Raw genomic sequence first — 18501 nt, forward strand, 5'->3', positions numbered from 1 at the left:
ATTATAAGGGGATCTGAAAGCGCGTCAACCTTTAATTTCAATAATTTCAAATAATTAGCGAGAAGACCGCATCACGGCCGCCAGGCGTGCGCTCAGCACCTGCACCGCCCCGCAGATCGAGCGCCGCTTACGCGGCGCATCGCGGATAAATCCGCTCCTACGGACAGGGCGCGGTTTATCGGCTGGCGCCGCAGCCACCCCCGCATGACGAGAGACAGGTACCTGCCGGCCCCACTCTATATAGAAGAAAGAGCCAACCCTAAAAACAAAACGGGGAGGCCTACCGGCCTCCCCGCTTCTCTCTAACCCTTAGAGGCTAGGAAACGCAAACTGCGAAGCCTCATGGCTGGCACGCTGCGGCCAGCGCTGAGTAATCGCCTTGCGACGGGTATAGAAACGCACCCCATCCGGACCATAGGCATGCAGGTCGCCAAACAGCGAACGCTTCCAGCCACCGAAGCTGTGATAGGCCACCGGCACCGGCAGCGGAACGTTCACCCCCACCATGCCCACTTCGATCTCGTCGCAGAACAACCGAGCCGCCTCACCGTCACGGGTGAAGATGCACGTACCGTTGCCGTACTCATGCTCGTTGATCAACTGCATCGCCTGCTCCAGGCTGTTCACACGAACAACGCACAGCACCGGCCCGAAGATCTCTTCCTTATAGATGCGCATCTCAGGCGTGACATTGTCGAACAGCGTGCCGCCGACAAAGTAGCCATCCTCGTTACCTGCCACGCGATAGCCACGGCCGTCGACCACCAGCTTGGCGCCAGCGGCAACACCGTCATCGATGTAACCCACCACCTTGTCACGGGCAGCAGCAGTCACCAACGGCCCCATGTCCAGGCCACAGGAAGTGCCGGCACCGATCTTCAGCGCCTTGATCTGCGGCTCCAGCTTGGCGATCAAGGCATCGGCCACCTGGTCACCGACACACACAGCCACCGAGATAGCCATGCAGCGCTCGCCGCAAGAACCGTAGGCCGCGCCCATCAGCGCGCTGACGGCGTTGTCCAGATCGGCGTCCGGCATCAGCACCGCGTGGTTCTTCGCCCCGCCCAGTGCCTGAACACGCTTGCCGCGCTTGGTGCCCTCGGCATAGATGTACTCGGCAATCGGCGTTGAGCCAACGAAACTCAGCGCTTTGACTTCCGGCGCCTCGATCAGCGCGTCGACGGCCTCCTTGTCACCATGCACAACATTGAGGATGCCCTTCGGCAGGCCCGCTTCCAGCAGCAACTGGGCAATGAACAGCGTGGAACTCGGATCACGCTCGGAAGGCTTGAGGATGAAGGCGTTGCCACAAGCAATGGCCAGCGGGTACATCCACAGCGGCACCATGGCCGGGAAGTTGAACGGAGTGATACCGGCAACCACGCCCAACGGCTGGAAGTCCGACCAGGCATCGATGTTCGGGCCAACGTTACGGCTGTACTCGCCTTTCAGCACTTCCGGCGCGGCGCAGGCAAACTCGACGTTCTCGATGCCACGCTTCAGCTCGCCCGCGGCGTCTTCCAGGGTCTTGCCGTGCTCCTCGCTGATCATCTGCGAGATCTTCGCTTCATTCTGCTCAAGCAGCTGCTTGAAACGGAACATCACCTGGGCACGCTTGGCGGGTGGGGTGTTGCGCCAGGCTGGGAAAGCGGCCTTGGCCGAGTCGATGGCCTGCTGGACGGTGGCACGGCTGGCCAGTTCGACCTTGCGCACAGCCTGGCCGGTGGACGGGTTGAAGACGTCGGCGGTACGTTCGCCCTTGGTTACCAGCTCGCCGTGGATCAGGTGCTGAACAATGCTCATGCAAAACTCCAGATAAAGAAGGTGAAAGCAGGCGCGCGAAGCTCACGCGCCTGACATCTAATTAGGAATGATCAGTCGACCTTGTTCAGGGCTTCGCCCACCGCGTCGAACAGGCGGTCCAGTTCCTGCGGCTGGGTATTGAAGGTTGGCCCGAACTGCAGGGTGTCGCCGCCGAAGCGCACGTAGAAGCCGGCTTGCCACAGTTTCATCGCCGCCTCGTATGGGCGGACGATGGCGTCACCGTCGCGCGCGGCGATCTGGATGGCGCCGGCCAGGCCGTAGTTGCGGATGTCGACGACGTTCTTGGTGCCCTTGACACCGTGCAGCAGCTTCTCGAAGTGCGGCGCCAGTTCGGCGGCGGACTGCACCAGGTTCTCTTTCTGCAGCAGGTCCAGGGCGGCGATGCCGGCTGCGCAGGCCACAGGGTGCGCCGAGTAGGTGTAGCCGTGGGGGAATTCCACTGCGTACTCAGGCGTCGGCTGGTTCATGAAGGTCTGGTAGATCTCGCCGGTGGCAACCACCGCGCCCATCGGGATCGCGCCGTTGGTGACCTGCTTGGCGATGCACATCAGGTCTGGGGTGACACCGAACGCTTCGGCACCGGTCATGGCACCCATGCGCCCGAAGCCGGTGATGACTTCGTCGAAGATCAGCAGGATGTTGTGCTGGCTGCAGATCTCGCGCAGGCGCTTCAGGTAACCCTTCGGCGGCGGCAGCACGCCCGCGGAGCCGGCCAGTGGCTCGACGATCACTGCGGCGATGTTCGAGGCGTCATGCAGCTCGATCAGCTTGAGCATCTCGTCGGCCAGGGCGATCCCGCCCTCCTCCGGCATGCCCTTGCTGAAGACGTTGGCGGGCAGCACGGTGTGCGGCAGGTGATCGACATCCAGCAACTGACCGAACAGTTTGCGGTTGCCGTTGACGCCGCCCAGGCTGGTGCCGGCGATGTTCACCCCGTGATAGCCACGGGCGCGGCCGATGATCTTGGTCTTGGTCGCCTGGCCTTTCAGGCGCCAGTAGGCGCGGACCATCTTCAGCGCGGTGTCGGCGCATTCGGAACCGGAGTTGGTGAAGAACACGTGGTTCAGGTCACCCGGCGCGAGATTGGCGATCTTCTCGGCCAGCTGGAACGACAGCGGGTGGCCGAACTGGAAAGCGGGGGAGTAGTCGAGGGTGGCGACCTGGCGAGCCACCGCCTCGCTGATCTCCTTGCGGGTATGCCCGGCACCGCAGGTCCACAGGCCCGACAAGGCGTCGAAGATCTTGCGGCCTTTGTCGTCGACCAGGTAGTTGCCTTCGGCCGCCACGATCAGGCGCGGATCGCGCTGGAAGTTGCGGTTGGCGGTGTAAGGCATCCAGTGGGCATCCAGCTTGAGCTGGCTGGCCAGGCCGGCCTGGGCGGTTTCGGGCATGTTCATCGGCGGTTCCTCGGAAGACGATTAGGCAACGATGGGGTGTTGTTGCAGCTACGTTGTCACGGCGATAAAGTTCGAAAAACCCAGCATTTCTAACCTTCAGTCAGCGGATAACTAAACTAATGAGCCGACGCCCCGATCCCCTTGCCCAGGTCAGCGATTTCGATATCAGACTGCTGAAAATCTACCGCAGCGTCGTGGAATGCGGAGGCTTCTCGGCGGCGGAGAACGTGCTGGGAATCGGCCGCTCGGCGATCAGCCAGCAGATGAACGACCTCGAGCAACGCCTGGGCCTGCGCTTGTGCCAGCGCGGTCGCGCCGGTTTCTCGCTGACCGAGGAAGGCCGTGAGGTCTACCATTCGGCGCTGCAATTGCTCAGCGCCCTGGAAACGTTCCGCACCGAGGTCAATGGCCTGCACCAGCATCTTCGTGGCGAGCTCAACATCGGCCTGACCGACAACCTGGTCACGCTGCCACACATGCGCATCACCCACGCCCTGGCCGAACTGAAGGACCGTGGCCCCGACGTGCACATCCAGATCCGCATGATCGCACCCAGCCAGGTCGAGCAAGGGGTGCTCGACGGCAGCCTGCATGTGGGGGTGGTGCCGCAGACCAGCCCACTGTCGGGGCTCGAGTACCAGCCCCTTTACAGCGAGCGCTCGCTACTCTACTGCGCGGTCGGACACCCGCTGTTCTATGCCGATGACCAGCAGATCGATGACGCGCGCCTCAACAGCCAGGACGCCATCGCCCCGACCTTCCGCCTGCCTGCCGACATCCAGGCGCACTACCAGGCCCTGCACTGCACCGCCAGCGCCTCGGACCGCGAAGGCATGGCCTTCCTCATACTCACAGGCCGCTACATCGGCTACCTGCCCGACCACTACGCGATGTTCTGGGTGCAACAAGGCCGTCTGCGCGCGTTGAAGCCGGCGCAACGCTTCTACGACCTGAGCCTGAGCTGGGTGACACGCAAGGGGCGCAGGCCGAACCTGGTCCTGGAAAGCTTCCTCGAGAGCCTGTCTGCGACACGCTGATGCCTGTGCCTGACGCTAATGCTTGTCACTTCGGCGCAGGCAGGTAATCTGTCCAACATTCGTTGTCACCGACCCGTCCGGAATCGTCCATGACCCTAGAAGTCCCTGCGCATCGCTCCCCCACCTCGGGCAAGCCCGCCGGCCGCATCCGCCAGAAGAACGAGCAGGCCATCATCCAGGCCGCCGAAGACGAATTCGCCCGCCACGGCTACAAGGGCACGAGCATGAACACCATCGCGCTCAAGGCTGGGCTGCCCAAGGCCAACCTGCACTACTACTTCACCAACAAACTGGGCCTGTACATCGCGGTGCTGAGCAACATCATCGAGCTGTGGGACAGCACCTTCAACGCCTTGAGCGTCGAGGACGACCCGGCCGAGGCGCTGAGCCAGTACATCCGCACCAAGATGGAGTTCTCCCGGCGCAACCCGCAGGCCTCGCGAATCTTCGCCATGGAAGTGATCAGCGGCGGCGAATGCCTGAGCGAATACTTCAGCGCCGACTACCGCGAATGGTTCCGTGGCCGCGCCGCGGTGTTCCAGGCCTGGATCGACGCCGGCAAGATGGACGCGGTGGACCCGGTGCACCTGATCTTCCTGCTCTGGGGCAGCACCCAGCACTACGCCGACTTCGCCACCCAGATCTGCCAGGTCACCGGCCGCACCCGCCTGACCAAGCAGGATATGGAAGACGCCAGCAACAATCTTATCCACATCATTCTCAAAGGCTGCGGCATCACCACGCCCGCCTGACCCGGACCTATGCCTTCTACCCTGCTCGAGCTCTGCGAGTTCCGCGAGGACATCCGCAAGAGCCGCTTCATCACCCTCGCCAGCCCGATCAGCAGTGCCGCCGAGGCGATGGCCTTCATCGAACGCCACAGCGACCTGGCGGCCACCCACAACTGCTGGGCCTGGAAGCTCGGTGGCCAGTACCGCAGCAGCGACGATGGCGAACCTGGCGGTACCGCCGGGCGGCCGATCCTCGCCGCCATCGAAGCCCAGGACTGCGATCAGGTGGTGGTGCTGGTCATCCGTTGGTACGGCGGTATCCAGCTAGGCACCGGTGGCCTGGCTCGCGCTTATGGCGGCGGCGCCAACAAATGCCTGCAGCAGGCGCCCAAGCGGCTGCTGGTGCAACGCAGTGAATTCAACTGCAGTTGCACCTTCAGCGAACTGGCGCTGGTCAAGCTGCGGCTGGCGGAAGTGGACGGCTTGGTGCTGGACGAACAGTTCACCGCCAACGGCGTGGACCTGCGCATCGCTTTTGGCGATACCCACCTGGACACACTGCAACAACAGTATGCGGACATCAGCCGCGGGCGCATCCTGCTGGAACGGCAATGAACGTTGCCCACATCTATTGTGGGCCTGCCTGTGGATAAGCTTTGGGCACTCTTATGCAGCCCTTGTGCCTCTAGGCCTCCAGAAGGTTGAGCATATTTTGATCACAGTTGCGTGACAGTGACCCAAGTGACTGAAAGCCCGTGAGTTATCCCCAGCCCAGACGGCCTCGACACTTAGAAACGAGTATGTCAATACGGCTGAGCTTGCACACATTTACTGTGGAACAGCTTGTGGATAACCCGTTGAACACCCCGGCAAAGGCCGGTGGCATCAGCCTCCCAGCCTGCTGCTCACTTTTTGATCAGCGTGTGGACGCCTGGGCTATGCTCGTCATCCTGGCTCGCCGCAACCCTGTGAACAGCATTGCCTGTGTATAAGGCTCATCATTGGAAGGAGCATCGAAATGACCCTGAACAAGACCGCCCTGATCATCGGCGCCTCCCGAGGCCTTGGCCTCGGCCTGGTGCAACGCCTGCACGAGGACGGCTGGAACATTGTCGCCACCGTGCGCGACACGCAGAAGCCGGGTGCCCTCGCCAACGTTCCGGGAGTGCGCATCGAGCGCCTGGAGATGAATGACACCGCCCAGCTCGACGGTCTCAAGCAGCGCCTTCACGGTGAAGTGTTCGACCTGGTATTCATCAACGCCGGGGTAATGGGCCCGCTGCCGCAAGACCTGGAACGCGTCCAGGTGCAGGAAATCGGCGACCTGTTCATGACCAACGCCGTGGCGCCGATCCGCGTCGCCCGCCGCCTGGCCGGGCAGATTCGCGAAGGCAGCGGCGTACTGGCGTTCATGAGTTCGATCCTGGGCAGCGTGACCATCCCCGACGGTGGCGAGATCTGCCTGTACAAGGCCAGCAAGGCGGCGCTCAACTCGATGATCAACAGCTTCGTGGTCGAGCTGCAACGCCCCGACCTGTGCGTGCTGGCCATGCACCCGGGCTGGGTGAAGACCGACATGGGCGGCGAGAACGCCGAGATCGACGTGCCCACCAGCACCCGTGGCATGCTCGAGCAGGTCAAGGCGCACAGCGGCAATGGCGGGCTGCGCTTCATCAACTACAAGGGCGAAGCGCTCACCTGGTGAATTGAAAGCCGCGTGGCGAGGCAGTAGACTCGAAACCTCGCCCTCGCGGCGGACCTGGATCAGCAGACAGGGCAACACTGAGCTGGCTAACCTGAACCCACTTTCAGAGGAGCCGGCAACATGCCTGCGACCCGCATCTGGTTGAAATCCCCGCTCGCCATCTTCACCGCCAACAACACGGACGCCCGTGGCGGCCTGGTAATCGAAGACGGCCGCATCACTGAACTGCTCGCCGCCGGCCAAGCCCCCAGCGCACCCTGCGACCAGATATTCGACGCCCGCGAGCACGTGGTGCTGCCCGGCCTGATCAACACCCACCACCACTTCTACCAGACCCTGACCCGCGCCTGGGCGCCCGTGGTCAACCAGCCCCTGTTCCCCTGGCTCAAGACCCTCTACCCGGTTTGGGCTCGCCTCACGCCCGCCAAGCTGGAGCTGGCCAGCCAAGTGGCCCTGGCCGAGCTGCTGCTGTCGGGCTGCACCACCGCCGCCGACCACCACTACCTGTTCCCTGAAGGCCTGGACAACGCCATCGATGTGCAAGTCGAGGCGGTGCGCAAGCTGGGCATGCGCGCCATGCTCACCCGCGGCTCGATGAGCCTGGGCGAGAAGGACGGTGGCCTGCCGCCGCAGCAGACCGTGCAGCAGGGCGAAGTGATCCTGGCCGACAGTCAGCGACTTATCCACAGCTACCACGAACGTGGTGACGGCGCGCGCATCCAGATCGCCCTGGCGCCGTGCTCGCCATTCTCGGTAACGCCAGAAATCATGCGCGCCAGCGCCGAGCTGGCCGAAGCGCTGGATGTGCGCCTGCACACCCACCTGGCCGAAACCCTCGACGAAGAAGACTTCTGCCTGCAGCGCTTCGGCCTGCGTACCGTGGACTACCTGGACAGTGTCGGCTGGCTCGGCCCACGCACCTGGCTGGCCCACGGCATCCACTTCAACCCCGACGAAATCGCCCGCCTGGGCGCGGCCGGCACCGGCATTTGCCATTGCCCGAGCTCGAACATGCGCCTGGCCTCGGGCATCTGCCCGACCGTCGACCTGGAAGCAGCCGGCGCACCTGTGGGCCTGGGCGTCGACGGCTCGGCCTCCAACGACGCCTCGAACATGATCCTCGAGGCCCGCCAGGCCCTTTACCTGCAACGCCTGCGCTACGGCGCCGAGCTGATCACCCCGGAACGCGCCCTCGGCTGGGCCACCCGTGGATCGGCGCAACTGCTGGGCCGCAGCGACATCGGTGAACTTGCCGTGGGCAAGCAGGCGGACCTGGCGCTGTTCAAGCTCGATGAGCTGCGTTTCTCGGGCAGCCACGACCCGCTCTCGGCCTTGCTGCTGTGCGCTGCCGATCGCGCCGACCGGGTGATGGTCGGTGGCCAGTGGCGCGTCATCGACGGCCAGATCGAAGGCCTGGACGTGCAAGGCCTGATCGCCGACCACCGCCAGGCCGCGGCCCATCTGATCGCTGGTTGACCGATCGAGGGCCTGGTCGAGCGCAATGCCCGGCCAGGCCCTGTAGAATGTCGGCCAACCGTACCTGATCGAGACTGCACACATGTATGAATGGCTGAACGCCTTGCCCAAGGCGGAACTGCACATGCACCTGGAGGGTTCGCTGGAGCCCGAACTGCTGTTCGCCCTGGCCGAACGCAACAAGATCGCCCTGCCCTGGGCGGATGTGGATACCCTGCGTGGCGCGTACGCCTTCAACAACCTGCAGGAGTTCCTCGACCTCTACTATCAAGGCGCCGATGTCCTGCGCACCGAGCAGGACTTCTACGACCTGACCTGGGCCTACCTGCAGCGCTGCAAGGCGCAGAACGTCATCCACACCGAGCCGTTCTTCGACCCGCAGACCCACACCGACCGGGGTATCCCTTTCGAGGTTGTACTGGGCGGCATCACCCAGGCCTTGAAGGATGGTCGTGAACAGCTGGGTATCGGCAGCGGCCTGATCCTCAGCTTCCTGCGCCACCTGAGCGAAGATGAAGCGCAGAAGACCCTCGACCAGGCCCTGCCCTTCCGCGACGCCTTCGTCGCCGTCGGCCTGGACAGCTCGGAAAAAGGCCACCCGCCCAGCAAGTTCCAGCGTGTCTTCGACCGCGCCCGCAGCGAAGGCTTCCTGACCGTCGCCCATGCTGGCGAGGAAGGCCCGCCCGAATACATCTGGGAGGCGCTCGACCTGCTGAAGATCCAGCGCATCGACCATGGCGTGCGCGCCATCGAAGATGAACGGCTGATGCAGCGCATCATCGACGAGCAGATCCCGCTGACCGTCTGCCCGCTGTCCAACACCAAACTGTGCGTGTTCGAGCATATGGGCCAGCACAACATCCTCGACATGCTCGAGCGTGGCGTGAAAGTGACGGTCAACTCGGATGACCCGGCCTATTTCGGTGGCTACGTCACCGAGAACTTCCATGCCCTGTACGAGCACCTCGGCATGACCCAGGACCAAGCCCAGCGCCTGGCGCAGAACAGCCTGGACGCCCGCCTGGTGCGCTAACCCACCTGCAGCGCAGGTAGACGGGCGATGCCGTTGATCTGCTGGATGCCGAGCGCGGTGATCTGCACCGCCCGGCTTCCCTCCTGTTCGCGGATCCAACCCGACTGCAGGAACAGCGTCAGCAACGCCTGTCCGAGGCTGCCACCCAGATGTGGGCCCTGATCGCTCCATTCACTGCAGTGGCAGACGACACAACCGCGTTGATGTCCCGGTGCCAACGCATCGATGTAAAGGCCCAGCGCACCCAACTGCTGCCTGCCCTGCTGGCTGACACACAGGCGCTGCTCGCTGCCCTCCAGCCAACCCGCGCTCAACAGGCGCTGGAACAGATCGGCAGCCATCTCACCTCCCAGATGCTCACCACACAAACGCGCCCTGCGCATCGACAGGGGGACCTGGGCTGGCGTTACCCGGGATGCGGGCGAATGCCCGTTCACCTGCACGCTGGCCAGCGCCTCCACCGCCGCGCCAACCTGCGGTGCCGCCAACCGAAAGTAACGTTTGCGCCCGCGGATCTCGAGCTTGAGCAAACCGGCCGACGACAGCAGCGACAGGTGCGCGCAAGCCGAAGCTAGGCTCAGCCCCGTGGTCAGCGCCAGCTCGTCCGCCGCCCGTGGTGAACCATCGATCAACGCCCATAGCATGGCGCTGCGCTTGGGGTCGGCCATCAGGCCGGCGGCCTGACTGATGGTGCGGACTGCGTTCATGACTATGGAGCTCCCTGAATGATCTCGTCGGATAGCGACAACCGGCCTCCCCGGGGCGCTGGATTGCGGCGTGCGGCGGCAGTATAAGCTGCTCGCCCAACCCGTTAAGTAGGCCGCTGCCGTGGTATCGCGCGACATGCCTTGCCTGAAACTTCAGGGTGCCAGCCCGCGCATTGCGCCCGATACTCCCGGAATACCTTGGCTACCGCCTGGCAGGGTGCGGTCACCGTACGCAGGCCGCCCGACAAGACCGACAAGTCGTTACACCAAATTCCTGGGATAAAACAGAAAGCTTCCCGCCACCTCCCCACCATGACCGTCAGTCTGAGTCCTGACCACGGTCATGCCGGGCGCCCACAGTGGCGCTAAACTTCATCCGCTTTCGCTCACTGGAGGTGGATCACAATGAAGATTGTCGTCAGTGCGTCGAACCGAAACCCGAACTGCCCCTGGCAGGTCCAGCTCGATCAACATGTGGTGAGTTTCCGCAGCGAAGCCGAAGCGCGGGCATTCGTCGCCGTGCTGGAAACCCGCCTGAAGGCACCGCATCCCCTCACGTCGGCAGACTGGACTGCCAGCGCCGGGTCAGCATTGCGACACTGACCACCAGTGCGCCGCACAGGCTGATCACCAGGGCCATGGGCACCGCGCTGCCATCGTGCAGCAGCCCGACCAGCGCCGCCGCGCCCGCGGCGACACTGAACTGCAGGCAGCCCATCAGTGCCGAGGCGCTGCCGGCGCGCGCGCCCTGCCCGCTCATCGCGCACGCCGAGGCATTGGGGGCGATGCAACCCAGGCTGGCAATACACACGAACAGTGGCACCAGCAGCGGCCACAAGGTGTCCGGGTGCCATGCCGCCACTGCCAGCAGCACCAGGGCGGCAACCAGATACAGCCATACCGCGCGCGCCAGCAGGAAAGCCGGCCCTCGCCTGGACAGCAAGCGCGCATTGACCTGGGCCATGAGGATGAAGCCTGCGGCATTGGTACCGAACAGCCAGCCGTAGTGCTCGGCGGGCACGCCGTAGAGCTTGATGAAGACGAAAGGCGAACCGGCGATGTAGGCAAACATCCCGGCAATCGCGATACCCCCGGTCAAGGCATGGCCGATGAACACGCGATCACCCAGCAGCCGCAGGTACTGGCGCAGGGCTCCGGACAGTGGCTGGCGCGCTACCGAGGCTGGCAGGCTTTCCGGCAAACCAAGCCCCACGGCCAGCAGGCACACGGCGCTGAACAGGCTCAGGGCGAGGAAGATCGATTGCCAGCCGGCCAGGTTCACCAGCACGCCGCCGAGCATCGGCGCAAGAATCGGTGCCAGGCCCATGACCAGCATCAACTGTGAGAAGACTTTGGCCGAAGCCACCGCGTCGCATTTGTCGCTGACGATCGCCCGTGACAACACCATGCCGGCGCAGCCACCCAAAGCCTGGACGAAGCGCGCCAGGATCAGGCTGTCGAGGTTGGGGGCATAGGCGCACACCAACGAGGCGAGGGTGAACAGACCGACGCCGAACAGCAGCGGGATACGGCGGCCAAAACGGTCGGCGATCGGGCCATAGGCCAGCTGGCCGAGGGACAGGCCGAGGAAATAGGCGGCCAACGTGGTCTGCACATGCTTCTCGTCGGTGCCGAAGGCATGGGCCATGGCCGGGAAGGCGGGCAGGTAGAAGTCGATCGCCAAGGGCCCGAACGCACTGAGGGCGCCCAGGATCAGCAAGGTTCGCAGGTTCATGGGGAATCCATAGCAGGCTAAGCAAGTGCCGTTAGTCTACCTGCATGGGAGCCCTGCAATGAAAACCTTTGTAACAGTTGTGCCGTTATTCCAGCGCAGCAAGCCCGCTCCCGCAGATACCGTGCAATACCTGTAGGAGCCAGCCTTGCTGGCGATGCCCGGCACCGCCGGGCCCGTCGCCACGTCACGCAGGTCAGGCCACGTCGGCCTGGTAGCCCTCATCACGAATCGCAGTAAGGATGCGCTCGGCGTCCAGCGCGCTCTGCACGCGCACCTGACGAGCCGCCAGGTCCACCTCCACCCGCGCCGCCGCGTCCTGCTCCTGCACCGCCCGGGTCACGGCCTTCACACAGTGGCCGCAGGTCATGCCTTGTACGTTGAACACTTGCATCGAGGTTGCCTCCTTCAGGGTTTGGCGCAGTTTCGACCTTGCCATCGGGACAAGGTCAAGTTCTGGCTGAAACGGCCGGGCTGGAAATCCGCGCGCGGCTCGGCCAAGCTGCGCCTTTGACGATTTAGCCAAGCAGGAGATTCATCATGATCAGGGCAGCATTGACCCTCGCCGGATTGCTGGGTGCGCTGGCCGTGGTACCACCGGCCAGCGCCGAGGGCAACGCGGACTACAGCGTGCTGATCATTTCCCGGGAGCGCCTGGAAGTCGCCACCAGTTGCGAGATCGGTATCTACCTCAACGATCAGCTGTCCGGCCGGGTGTTCCAGGAACAATCGACCTCGTTCAACCTGCCGCCAGGCCCGGTGGATGTGCGCCTGCGCCTGCTGCCCGGGCAGATGCCTGGTTGCGCTCCTGGCGTCGAGGACCAGCGCAGCACGCGCCTGACGCTGCAGGCGGGCCAGATCAACAAGTACCGCATTGCCATGGGGCATGATGGCCTGGTGTTGAAGCGAGCCGGCCTGGGCTATTGACCTTGACCGCATGGCAAGGTTGATGCTGGAGGCCAGTCCACGGAGGAGAGAGCCATGCCCGCATCCACCACCTTCGACCTGCCGATCGCCGGCATGACCTGCGCCAGTTGCGCCGGTCGCGTCGAGCGCGCCTTGCGCAAGGTCACAGGCACCGAACACGTCAGCGTCAACCTCGCCACCGAACAGGCCCGGGTCCAGGCCCCGGCCGACAGCCTGCCAGCCCTGGTCGGCGCGGTGCGCGAGGCCGGTTACAGCGTCCCCACCCGTACCCTCGAACTGCAGATCGGCGGCATGACCTGCGCCAGCTGCGCCGGCCGCGTCGAACGCGCCCTCGGCAAGCTGCCGGGCGTGGAGCAGGTCAGCGTCAACCTGGCCAGTGAGCGCGCCCACCTTGAAGTACTGCTGGCGGTCGATGACGGCGTCTTGATCAACGCAGTGGAAAAAGCGGGCTACAGCGCCAGCCTGCCGCGCACCGCCCACGACGACCACAACCAGGCGCAACGGCGGCTGCGCAACGAACGCCTGGCGGTGGCCGCCGCGTTGCTGCTGGCCCTGCCCCTGGTGCTGCCCATGCTGGTACAACCCTTCGGCCTGCACTGGATGCTGCCGGCCTGGGCCCAGTTCCTGCTGGCGACCCCCGTGCAGTTCATCCTCGGTGCGCGCTTCTATGTGGCCGCCTGGAAAGCCGTGCGCGCCGGTGCTGGCAACATGGACCTTCTGGTGGCTTTGGGTACCAGCGCCGGCTACGGCCTGAGCCTCTACCAATGGGCCAATGCCCACGCCGGCATGGAGCCGCACCTGTATTTCGAGGCCTCGGCGGTGGTGATCGCCCTGGTGCTGCTGGGCAAGTACCTCGAAAGCCGCGCCAAGCGCCAGACCGCCAGCGCCATCCGCGCCCTGGAGGCCTTGCGCCCCGAGCGGGCGCTGCGCGTCGTCGAGGGTCGCGAGGAGGACGTCGCGATCAGCCAACTGCGTTTGGGCGACCTGGTACTGGTCAAGCCAGGTGAGCGCTTCCCGGTCGACGGCGAAGTGCTCGAAGGCAGCAGCCACGCCGACGAAGCCCTGATCAGCGGCGAGAGCCTGCCGGTGCCCAAGCAGCCCGGCGACACCGTCACCGGGGGCGCGATCAATGGTGAAGGCCGCCTGCTGGTCAAGACCCAGGCATTGGGCACCGAGACCGTGCTGGCCCGCATCATTCGCCTGGTCGAGGACGCACAGGCGGCCAAGGCACCGATCCAGAAACTGGTCGACCGGGTCAGCCAGGTGTTCGTGCCTGCGGTGCTGGTACTGGCGCTGATCACCTTGGTCGGCTGGTGGCTGGCCGGTGCGCCGCTGGAGACCGCCCTGATCAACGCGGTGGCCGTGCTGGTGATCGCCTGCCCTTGCGCCCTCGGCCTGGCCACGCCCGCCGCGATCATGGCCGGTACAGGCGTCGCCGCCCGCCACGGCATCTTGATCAAGGATGCCGAAGCCCTGGAGCGCGCCCACGCGGTGAACCGGGTGGTGTTCGACAAGACGGGCACCCTCACCTCGGGCAGCCCACGGATTGTCCACAGCCAGGCAAGCAATGGCGACGGCAGCGAACTGCTGCGTTTGGCCGGTGCCCTGCAACGCGGCAGCGAACACCCTTTGGCCAAGGCCGTGCTCGACGCCTGCGCGGAACAGCATCTGGATGTACCGACGGTAAGCGATAGCCAGTCCCTCACCGGCCGAGGTATCGCCGGCCAGGTGGAGGGTCGGGAGCTGGCGCTGGGCAACCGTCGCCTGCTCGATGAAAGCCAACTCCAGCCCGGCGAGCTGGCAACCAGCGCCCACGCCTGGGAAGCGCAAGGCCGCACCCTGTCATGGCTGATCGAGCGTGGCGACCAACCCCGGGTGCTGGGCCTGTTCGCTTTCGGCGACAGCCTCAAGCCCGGCGCCGGCCAGGCCATCGACGCGCTGCATGGCCGTGGCATCAGCAGCCACCTGCTGACCGGAGACAACCGTGGCAGCGCCAAGGTAGTGGCCGACGCCCTGGGCATCGACGACGTGCACGCCGAAGTGCTGCCGGCGGACAAGGCGGCCACCGTCGCCGCGCTCAAGCAGGACGGCGTGGTGGCCATGGTCGGCGACGGCATCAACGATGCCCCGGCCCTGGCCGCCGCCGATATCGGCATCGCCATGGGCGGTGGCACCGACGTGGCCATGCAGGCCGCCGGCATCACCCTGATGCGCGGCGATCCGCGCCTGGTGCCGGCCGCCCTGGAGATCAGCCGCAAGACCTACGCGAAAATCCGCCAGAACCTGTTCTGGGCCTTCATCTACAACCTGGTGGGCATCCCCCTGGCGGCCCTGGGCTACCTCAACCCGGTGCTGGCCGGCGCGGCCATGGCCCTGTCCAGCGTCAGCGTGGTGAGCAATGCCCTGTGGCTGAAAACCTGGAAACCCACCACGACCGAACAGGAGGCGCCATGAATATCGGCCAGGCCGCCCGCCGCAGCGGGCTCAGCGCCAAGATGATCCGCTATTACGAGTCCATCGGCCTGCTGCGCCCGGCCAAGCGCAGCGACAGCGGCTACCGCCTGTACCAGCAGGAAGACCTGCACAGCCTGGCATTCATCAAGCGCTCCCGTGACCTGGGGTTTTCCCTGGAGGAAGTGGCCAAGTTGCTGACCCTCTGGCAGGACCGCCAGCGCGCCAGCGCCGATGTGAAGGCGCTGGCCATGCAACATATCGATGAATTGAACCGGCGCATCGAGGAGTTGGTGAGCCTGCGCGATACCTTGGGTGAGCTGGTGTCCCACTGCCAGGGCGATGACCGGCCGGATTGCCCGATCCTCAAGGACCTGGCCAATGGCAGTGGCTGCTGCCATTGACCCGGCCCCTGTAGGAGCCAGCCTTGCTGGCGAACCAGGCGACGCGGTGGATGGCACCGGCTTTGCCGGTGTTCGCCGGCAAAGCCGGCTCCTACAATGAAATACCCCTCGAATTTGACTTTCGCCCAATAAATACGGGTACTCCCCTTCAAGAAACCCAGACCGTGCCGATGCCCTGATACCGGCCTCAAGCATCGACAAGAACAATCTGGGAGCGTGGATGAACATCAAACAGAAACTGACCTGGGCCTTCGCCGTGATCGCCGGCCTGCCCATCGTCCTGGTCGCCACCCTGGTGGTGCTCAACCTGCGCGGCGAAGCCCGCGACGACTTCCTCGACAACAGCAGCCGGGAAATCCGCCAGGTTGGCAATGCCATGGACATCTTCTTCCAGGGCATCACCCAGAACGTCGACTACCTGGCCGCCCAGCCACTGGTGGCCGCCACGACCGACAATGTGAAGAAACACATCAGCGCGGACGCCGCCACTATCGTGCCCGGCGAGCAGGACAAGGCGCTGTTCGACCTGTTCTCGCGCCTGGCCCAGAGCCATCCGGACTACGCCTACGTCTCCTACGGCCTGAAGGACGGCGGCTACGCGTTCTGGCCCGGCGACCCGAAGATGGCCAACTACGACCCGCGCACCCGCCCCTGGTACCAGACCGCCATGGCCAACCCCGGCAAGACCCTGCGCACCGCCCCCTACTACTGGGCCGGTGACGACGCGGTGCTGGTCAGCACCGTGCGCGCGGTGGCCAACCCGCTGGGCAACCCGGGCGGCGTGGTCAACATCGACGTGTCGCTCAAGGGCCTGACCGAGATCGTCAAGCAGATCAAGCTGGGCGAAAGCGGCTACCTGATCCTGATGGAGCACAACGGCAACGTGATGGTCGACCCCCGCGATGCCAGCCACAACTTCAAGCAGCTCGCCAGCCTGGGCGGCGGCTACGCCGAGCTGGCCAAGGCCGGCAAGGGCCTGGCCGAAGTCGAGATCAACGGCGAGCGTTTCATGGCCAACGTCTATCCCGACGAGCAACTGGGCTGGACCTTCATCGGCCTGATCCAGCAGGAGGAGGTCATGCAGACCACCACCCGCCTGACCTGGTTGATCGGTGCCGTCGCATTGATCCTGGCAGCGGTGTTCGCGGGCGTCGGCGCGGCGTTCGCCAAACTCATCGTGCGCCCGATCAACAGTGTCAGCAGCGGCTTGGAAGGCATCGCCCAAGGCGAAGGCGACCTGACCCGCAGCCTGGAGATCCGTGGCCGCGACGAAACCGCCCAGCTGGCCAGCTGGTTCAACCAGTTCCTCGGGGCCATTCGCAGCTTGATCCAGCATATCGGCGCGGCAGCCAACAAGATCCTCAGCACCTCCAGCAGCTCGACCCGGGTTTCCAGTGACATGGCAGAGGCCGCCGGGCGCCAGCGCGAAGCGGTGGACATGGTCTCCACCGCCTTCCACGAGATGGTCGCCACCGCCAACGAAGTGGCCCGTTCCTGCAGCCAGGCGGCGCTGTCGGCCGACAGCGGCCAGCAGCAGGCCCGCGAAGGCCAGCAACAGATCGACGCGGCGGTACAGAGCGTCGATCGCCTGAGCCAGGAAATCGAGCAGTCGGCGCAGTCGATCCAGCAGCTCGAGCGCGACAGCAACGCGATCCAGTCGATTCTCGGCACCATCCGTTCGATCGCCGAGCAGACCAACCTGCTGGCGCTCAACGCCGCCATCGAAGCGGCCCGCGCCGGTGAACAAGGCCGTGGCTTCGCGGTGGTGGCCGACGAAGTACGCGCCCTGGCCAAGCGCACCGCCGACTCCACCGCCGAGATCGACGGCCTGCTGGGCAACCTGGCCAGCCGCACCGCGCAGGTGGCCGAACAGATGCACGCGAGCATCGAGGTGTCACAGCAGTCGGTCAGCCGTATTGGTATGGCGCGCGACAGTTTCGGGCAGATCCGCGAGTCGGTGGACATCATTCGCGACATGAACACCCAGATCGCCACCGCCGCCGAGGAGCAGCACCAGGTGGCCGAGGACATCAACCGGCATATCAGCCAGATCCATGGGGACGCCCAGCTGGTGGCGGAACTGGCCCAGGCGGCGCGGCAGGATTCCGAGAGTTTGGCGGGGTTGTCCAACGAGCTGGACGCGTTGGTGCGCCGGTTCAGGACCTGAGGCGCTTGGCGCCGCAACAGACTGCGCCGTCCGGGTAGGAGCCAGCTTTGCTGGCGAACCGCCCCCTGCAATCCCGGTGGCAAGGCTACGCCTTGCCTTCGCCAGCAAAGCTGGCTCCTACAGGTCGATTCGCGACAGACTTGCAGGGGCTGGCTTCAGAGCTTGAGCTCACCGGGCGTGGCCCCGAACAACTGCTTGAACGCCGCGATGTACGCCGAGGTCGAGTCATACCCACAGCCCAACGCCGCCTGGGTCACGCTTTCCCCCGCTTCCAGCAGCGCCAGCGACGACAGCAGGCGCATGCGCTGGCGCCAGTTGCGAAAACTCAAGCCCGTCTCGCGCTGGAACAGGCGCATCAGCGTCTTCTCCGAGACACCCAGCTGCACCGCCCATTGCTGCAGGGTCTGGGGTTGATCAGGCTCGCTGATCAGGCCGTTGCACAACGCCAGCAACCCTGGGTGACGAGGCAACGGCAGGGAAAACCCGACCTCCGGCAAGGTCCGCAACTGGTCCAGCAATACCGCGACCAACCGCGCCTCGGTGCTCTCCCCCTCCGGATAGTCCACCGCGAAGGTGCAGAACTGCTTGATCAGCTCCCGCGCCAACGGCGTAACCTCCAGCACCCGGCATTGCGCCGGCGCCCATGCGCATGCGTCGCGGCGCACGTACAGGCTGCGCATCTCGGCCTGCATCGAGGTCACCACTTCATGCTCGGTGCCAGCCGGAATCCACACGCCCCACTGCGGCGGCGCAAAGTAGCTGCCGTCGCTGGTGTAGACGCCGAGCACACCGCTGATGGCGTAGGAGAACTGCACCCAGTCGTGCCGGTGGCGGGTGGTCCAGGAGCCGGCGCCCAGGCTTTCGGCGCGGGCGTAGAGTGGCCGGGGGAGTCGGTCCAGGGCGGGGATGG

The 18501-nt window shown here is 65.0% G+C and carries 17 protein-coding genes and 1 pseudogene; 12 read left to right on the forward strand and 6 right to left on the reverse strand.

Going from position 1 to position 18501, the window contains the following annotated elements; translation table 11 throughout:
- Positions 1-309 precede the first annotated feature (309 nt).
- Together P5705_RS24475 and P5705_RS24480 are read right to left on the reverse strand one after the other, a co-directional pair.
- Positions 310-1803 carry a CoA-acylating methylmalonate-semialdehyde dehydrogenase gene (locus tag P5705_RS24475; RefSeq protein ID WP_240066546.1) on the reverse strand — a complete coding sequence of 498 codons (1494 nt, stop codon included), beginning with the start codon at positions 1801-1803 and terminating at the stop codon, positions 310-312.
- Positions 1804-1874: 71 nt separating this feature from the next.
- Positions 1875-3221 carry an aspartate aminotransferase family protein gene (locus P5705_RS24480; protein ID WP_277463467.1) on the reverse strand — a complete coding sequence of 449 codons (1347 nt, stop codon included), beginning with the start codon at positions 3219-3221 and terminating at the stop codon, positions 1875-1877.
- 119 nt (positions 3222-3340) lie between these two features.
- Here P5705_RS24480 and P5705_RS24485 point away from each other — a divergent pair, with 119 nt between their 5' ends.
- The 6 genes from P5705_RS24485 (at position 3341) to P5705_RS24510 (ending at position 9203) form a co-directional block, all read left to right on the forward strand.
- A complete protein-coding gene (locus tag P5705_RS24485; RefSeq protein ID WP_213659443.1) occupies positions 3341-4258 on the forward strand; it encodes a LysR family transcriptional regulator in 918 nt (305 codons plus the stop codon).
- A gap of 89 nt (positions 4259-4347) precedes the next feature.
- Positions 4348-5010 carry a TetR/AcrR family transcriptional regulator gene (locus P5705_RS24490; protein WP_277463468.1) on the forward strand — a complete coding sequence of 221 codons (663 nt, stop codon included), beginning with the start codon at positions 4348-4350 and terminating at the stop codon, positions 5008-5010.
- 9 nt (positions 5011-5019) lie between these two features.
- A complete protein-coding gene (locus P5705_RS24495) occupies positions 5020-5604 on the forward strand; it encodes an IMPACT family protein (protein ID WP_277463469.1) in 585 nt (194 codons plus the stop codon).
- Between the two features lie 403 nt (positions 5605-6007).
- Positions 6008-6694: an SDR family oxidoreductase gene (locus P5705_RS24500; RefSeq protein ID WP_277463470.1), complete on the forward strand. Its 687-nt coding sequence runs from the start codon at positions 6008-6010 to the stop codon at positions 6692-6694.
- A 120-nt stretch (positions 6695-6814) separates the two neighbouring features.
- A complete protein-coding gene (locus P5705_RS24505; RefSeq protein WP_277463471.1) occupies positions 6815-8170 on the forward strand; it encodes an 8-oxoguanine deaminase in 1356 nt (451 codons plus the stop codon).
- A gap of 82 nt (positions 8171-8252) precedes the next feature.
- Positions 8253-9203, forward strand: a complete 951-nt coding sequence (locus P5705_RS24510; protein WP_277463472.1) for an adenosine deaminase — start codon at positions 8253-8255, stop codon at positions 9201-9203.
- On the opposite strand, the gene P5705_RS24515 is transcribed toward P5705_RS24510, so the two are convergent.
- Positions 9200-9910, reverse strand: coding sequence for an ArsR/SmtB family transcription factor (locus P5705_RS24515; protein ID WP_277463473.1), 711 nt, complete (start codon positions 9908-9910; stop codon positions 9200-9202). The genes P5705_RS24510 and P5705_RS24515 overlap by 4 nt on opposite strands.
- Positions 9911-10315: 405 nt before the next feature.
- On the opposite strand from P5705_RS24515, the gene P5705_RS24520 reads away from it, so the two are divergent.
- The gene (locus tag P5705_RS24520) at positions 10316-10513 is read left to right on the forward strand and encodes a hypothetical protein (RefSeq protein ID WP_277463474.1); all 198 of its coding nucleotides are present in this window, start codon (positions 10316-10318) and stop codon (positions 10511-10513) included.
- On the opposite strand, the gene P5705_RS24525 is transcribed toward P5705_RS24520, so the two are convergent.
- Positions 10464-11645, reverse strand: a complete 1182-nt coding sequence (locus tag P5705_RS24525; RefSeq protein ID WP_277463475.1) for a multidrug effflux MFS transporter — start codon at positions 11643-11645, stop codon at positions 10464-10466. The genes P5705_RS24520 and P5705_RS24525 overlap by 50 nt on opposite strands.
- A gap of 193 nt (positions 11646-11838) precedes the next feature.
- Positions 11839-12036 carry a heavy-metal-associated domain-containing protein gene (locus P5705_RS24530; RefSeq protein WP_213659434.1) on the reverse strand — a complete coding sequence of 66 codons (198 nt, stop codon included), beginning with the start codon at positions 12034-12036 and terminating at the stop codon, positions 11839-11841.
- Between the two features lie 146 nt (positions 12037-12182).
- Between P5705_RS24530 and P5705_RS24535 the strand changes: the two genes are divergently transcribed.
- From P5705_RS24535 to P5705_RS26500, 5 genes and pseudogenes are all read left to right on the forward strand, one after another.
- Positions 12183-12569 carry a hypothetical protein gene (locus P5705_RS24535; RefSeq protein WP_277463476.1) on the forward strand — a complete coding sequence of 129 codons (387 nt, stop codon included), beginning with the start codon at positions 12183-12185 and terminating at the stop codon, positions 12567-12569.
- Positions 12570-12623: 54 nt separating this feature from the next.
- Complete coding sequence (locus tag P5705_RS24540; protein ID WP_277463477.1) at positions 12624-15023, forward strand: heavy metal translocating P-type ATPase; 2400 nt, start codon at positions 12624-12626, stop codon at positions 15021-15023.
- Positions 15020-15424, forward strand: a complete 405-nt coding sequence (gene cueR / locus P5705_RS24545; RefSeq protein WP_213659431.1) for a Cu(I)-responsive transcriptional regulator — start codon at positions 15020-15022, stop codon at positions 15422-15424. The genes P5705_RS24540 and cueR overlap by 4 nt, the downstream gene beginning before the upstream one ends.
- A gap of 376 nt (positions 15425-15800) precedes the next feature.
- Positions 15801-16733, forward strand: a pseudogene (locus P5705_RS26495) (HAMP domain-containing protein); the annotation flags it as partial.
- Between the two features lie 129 nt (positions 16734-16862).
- Positions 16863-17591: a methyl-accepting chemotaxis protein gene (locus P5705_RS26500; RefSeq protein ID WP_431196977.1), complete on the forward strand. Its 729-nt coding sequence runs from the start codon at positions 16863-16865 to the stop codon at positions 17589-17591.
- A 155-nt stretch (positions 17592-17746) separates the two neighbouring features.
- Here P5705_RS26500 and P5705_RS24555 read toward each other — a convergent pair whose 3' ends face one another.
- Positions 17747-18499: an AraC family transcriptional regulator gene (locus tag P5705_RS24555; RefSeq protein ID WP_277463480.1), complete on the reverse strand. Its 753-nt coding sequence runs from the start codon at positions 18497-18499 to the stop codon at positions 17747-17749.
- Between the last annotated feature and the right edge of the window lie 2 nt (positions 18500-18501).

Origin of the sequence: Pseudomonas entomophila, from assembly GCF_029478665.1 — a bacterium.
Lineage (GTDB): Bacteria > Pseudomonadota > Gammaproteobacteria > Pseudomonadales > Pseudomonadaceae > Aquipseudomonas > Aquipseudomonas entomophila_F.